Source organism: Bradyrhizobium sp. SRL28, from assembly GCF_018596315.1.
Taxonomy (GTDB): domain Bacteria; phylum Pseudomonadota; class Alphaproteobacteria; order Rhizobiales; family Xanthobacteraceae; genus Bradyrhizobium.
The window spans coordinates 1-3,244 of record NZ_JAHEAG010000123.1; the positions used below are offsets into that span (position 1 = coordinate 1).

Below are 3,244 nucleotides of genomic sequence, written 5' to 3' on the forward strand. Positions count from 1 at the left end.
AAAGCAGACATCGGATATCGGTAAAGATGAGATCGGATGTAGCTGCGCTACTGTCGATGCCAAACAATGTTGATCGTTCGATTGAGAAGCCGCCAGCCGCAATTCTGATCCTGCGGATCGAAAGTGATTGCGCCGATCTAACTGGAAATGGCGGAGTGCCTGAATACCGCGTCGATTGCTCGGAATTGACTCGCTATTGGGCCGTTAAAAAGCGCAGGGTGATTTATCACCGTTTCGCGCTTTTGGCTGTTGTCGGTGACTGAGAGTGTTGAGCTGCCGCCTTGGTGAAGGGAGATCCCATGCCCAAGAATTCCCCGCCTCCGATCTGCCCGAAGTGCAGCATGCCTATGCGATTTGTGCTCGTGAAAACGGGAGGACGCAAATTCCGCTGCGTCGATTGCGATGTAACAGGCCTCCTCAAATTGCCGGAGTTCACACAGCTCACGGGCGAATTAAGGCATCCGGGCTGAGACTGTCTCTGAGATAAGCCACCTGTTCGTCACCAAGCGTGCTAAGCCCTTGCATGGTAATAATGGATCTCTTCCGACAAGGGCTGCTGGCGCAGATGGAGCGCGCTACCCATCACGGTCGGATTGATGTCCTAATCAACTCGGGGGAGCTGTACCGCTCACTCGGTGGCTATCCCGGCTCTACGCATGGGATGCCTTTCTGCTGTGACGCCATGGAAGCGGAAATGAAGCTTGGCGATGTCTTGCTTATTGAGCGCGCCAACGGGGCCGGAATGACTGTCCGCTACTTGTTGCCCCGCTCCACTTAGGCGGCTTGAAAGGCTCACTATGACGCTGAAGATCAAAGAACATACGTGCCAGACCTGCAACGGAACGGGCTTCCCCGCGGTGGCGCAGCCGATCCGGCCGGACCGCAAAATCTACCCCGTCAAATGCAGAGACTGCGACGGCAAGGGAAAGATTACGGACGCCAACTAAGGCGGCCTTTATTCGCGTACGTGAGCAATATTGACCACGCGGGATTGCCCGAAGCAGTCCACGCTCAGGATCATGGCCCTAGAAGCGCAAATGCTGACCACTGAAGAATTCGCCTCCCTGCTTACGGTCTGTAACGCGGCTATAAATAGCTCAGTGTCCGCAATCCCCGCCGCGCACAGCGCTAGGCTGATCGCGCTGGGCTACATGGTGGACCTATCGGGCGAGCTGCGTATGACCACGCCAGGACGAATCCGGATATATGCCGGGCAACTCGCTGGCTGATGGCCTTACCGTTTATGTCGGGGTCTGCAATCCGGGCGACGATAGCCACTCGTTCATATGTGACGCCGTCTCTGGCTGCCTGGCTGCGCGACGATTGGGAGCAAAACCGTGCAGATCAGCCAAGGCAGACATAGGTTTGGCCGCGCGGACGGCAAGGGGCTAGGTCAGCATCCCTCACTTGATCTTCCTTGAGCCGCGCCCAGTTTTAAGAAAGGTTAGGTTTGATCGATAGGTTCTCGCACCGGCTAGCACCAACAAGAGACATAAGAGACCCATAGCGGCCACTGTCTAAGGCTAGAGCAAAGTCGAGCGCATCAACCCCAACTGTAAACGAAAGGACCGCCGGTCTCCGGCGGTCTTTTTGTTTGGGTGAGCCGGGGCGATCAAGGTCCTCGTGATATGCTTAAGCCAAAGCAAGGAGGGCTGGCATCATGCCCACCGGATTATTTAAGACACCAGATCAGTCGGCTCAGGTTGAATACGACGGCGTTTCCATCCCGATACCTAGGTCGACATACGAGAAGAACGGCTACAAGCCCGATTTCGACAAACTGCCCCTCGAAGACGAATATAAGGCGGCCCAGGAGAAGTTGCGTAATGCCCCGAGGCCCTAAAGGCAATTCACCCCCTCGGGCTGACTACTATCTGCAGGATCACCCCTGAAAAACAATTATCGAAGGTGCTGCGCTTTGGCGATGTGTTGACCAATTTCGTTCGCCTGATTGGCTTCGCCGGCATCAGTCAACAAATGCTGAAGCTGGGTAGCACCAGTCAAATCCAAGCCGACCAGCGGATTTCCCGTTGATCGAAACCACAGTCGCGGCACACCCAATTCATCTTTGCGGGCTTCGATTTCGCATTCGGTGGGTGGTATTCCGAACATGCTGAAGAACTCTGATTTCATCTCAGCCTCCGGTGCCCTATCAAATAGTGTGGGAACGAAAAGGCGACTTTAAAGGCAAAGAAACCGAAAGCGGCCCCCGACCGGGGATAGGGAATTACCGAGGCCGCCCGGCCCGCCGCTACAGAGTTCCGCTTTCTAACCGTCCTTCGACTTGGCAACCTCTCTCGCCAGTCGTTCAGCCTGCAGCCGTTCTAGGTTTTCGCGCAGCGCTTTTTGCTCCTGCTCGTAATCGTTCAGGGGCCTATCCGATGGACGGAACTTGCTTGCTTCATTTTCACGTTTGCTCATGACGTGACCCTTTTGATGGATGGATCCCCACGACTGAATACCGCGCATCGTACTGGCTCAGACTAACATACTTGAAGGGGCCGATGTCAGTTCTGGCGGCGAACTAATGTCTCAGTTGGGTCAAACTGAGACCTCAATCCGCCAGTGCGGCATGTCCGTTCTACCCCCAGGAGCAAACGTCCTCCGACCGGCAGCTTTGCGCCAACAGCGGCCATTTGTTTCGAGTTGCATTAGCGATCCGGCAGCCCACGCTCGGCTGACAATGCAGCTCCGGGCACGCCTATTGCCCACGATCCTATTGGCTTTTCGTCATGTCGGCGGCAGCGTAGATCCCAGAGTATTCAAGCCTCGCCGATCTCACGGCCCGAATCGATCCCTACTCCGTAGTAATCGGCACGGCCCGCCGATCTGAATTTCAAAGTAAGCTCGCCTGCCCGCTGGAAGGCCTTTGCCGAATCACTCGCCGTGAGCGCGACGGTAGTGGTTATGTCCGAAAGGCTTCCACCCGCCGCGGCCGCAAGCACCGCTGAAATCATCGTGGGTTCATCCGGTGCTTCCGCTATGATTAGCCAATCGTAGGGTCCCAAAGTCAGATACCAACTGATCAATCGAGCACCGGCGGCGGCGAACAGCTCCGCGACCGCCTCGGAACGGTCCTCGGGCTTCGCAGACATCCCCTTGATGGCCGCGGCGGTGTAACGACCTTGAGAAATGTAAATCGTCATGCTGGCCTCCTCTGTATCGCTAGTGGTCCATTCTCCGAAGTAACGTCCTGTCGCGGTGATGTCCGCATTAACATTGCAACCGAATGTCCAAAATGGGC

At 55.9% G+C, this 3,244-nt stretch carries 4 protein-coding genes; 1 reads left to right on the forward strand and 3 read right to left on the reverse strand.

From position 1 onward, the window contains the following. Positions 1–263, forward strand: a 263-nt coding sequence (locus KIP88_RS45390) for a hypothetical protein (protein ID WP_214494564.1), incomplete at its 5' end; no start/stop codon positions are given. 1,636 nt (positions 264–1,899) lie between these two features. Here KIP88_RS45390 and KIP88_RS45395 read toward each other — a convergent pair. From KIP88_RS45395 to KIP88_RS45405, 3 genes are all read right to left on the reverse strand, one after another. After that, positions 1,900–2,133: a hypothetical protein gene (locus KIP88_RS45395; RefSeq protein ID WP_108522855.1), complete on the reverse strand. Its 234-nt coding sequence runs from the start codon at positions 2,131–2,133 to the stop codon at positions 1,900–1,902. Positions 2,134–2,268: 135 nt separating this feature from the next. After that, positions 2,269–2,421 (reverse strand): hypothetical protein, encoded by a 153-nt coding sequence (locus KIP88_RS45400; protein ID WP_214494565.1) that lies wholly within the window; start codon positions 2,419–2,421, stop codon positions 2,269–2,271. 341 nt (positions 2,422–2,762) lie between these two features. Beyond that, positions 2,763–3,244 (reverse strand): GYD domain-containing protein (locus tag KIP88_RS45405; RefSeq protein ID WP_249791558.1); only part of this gene is annotated, 482 nt, incomplete at its 5' end.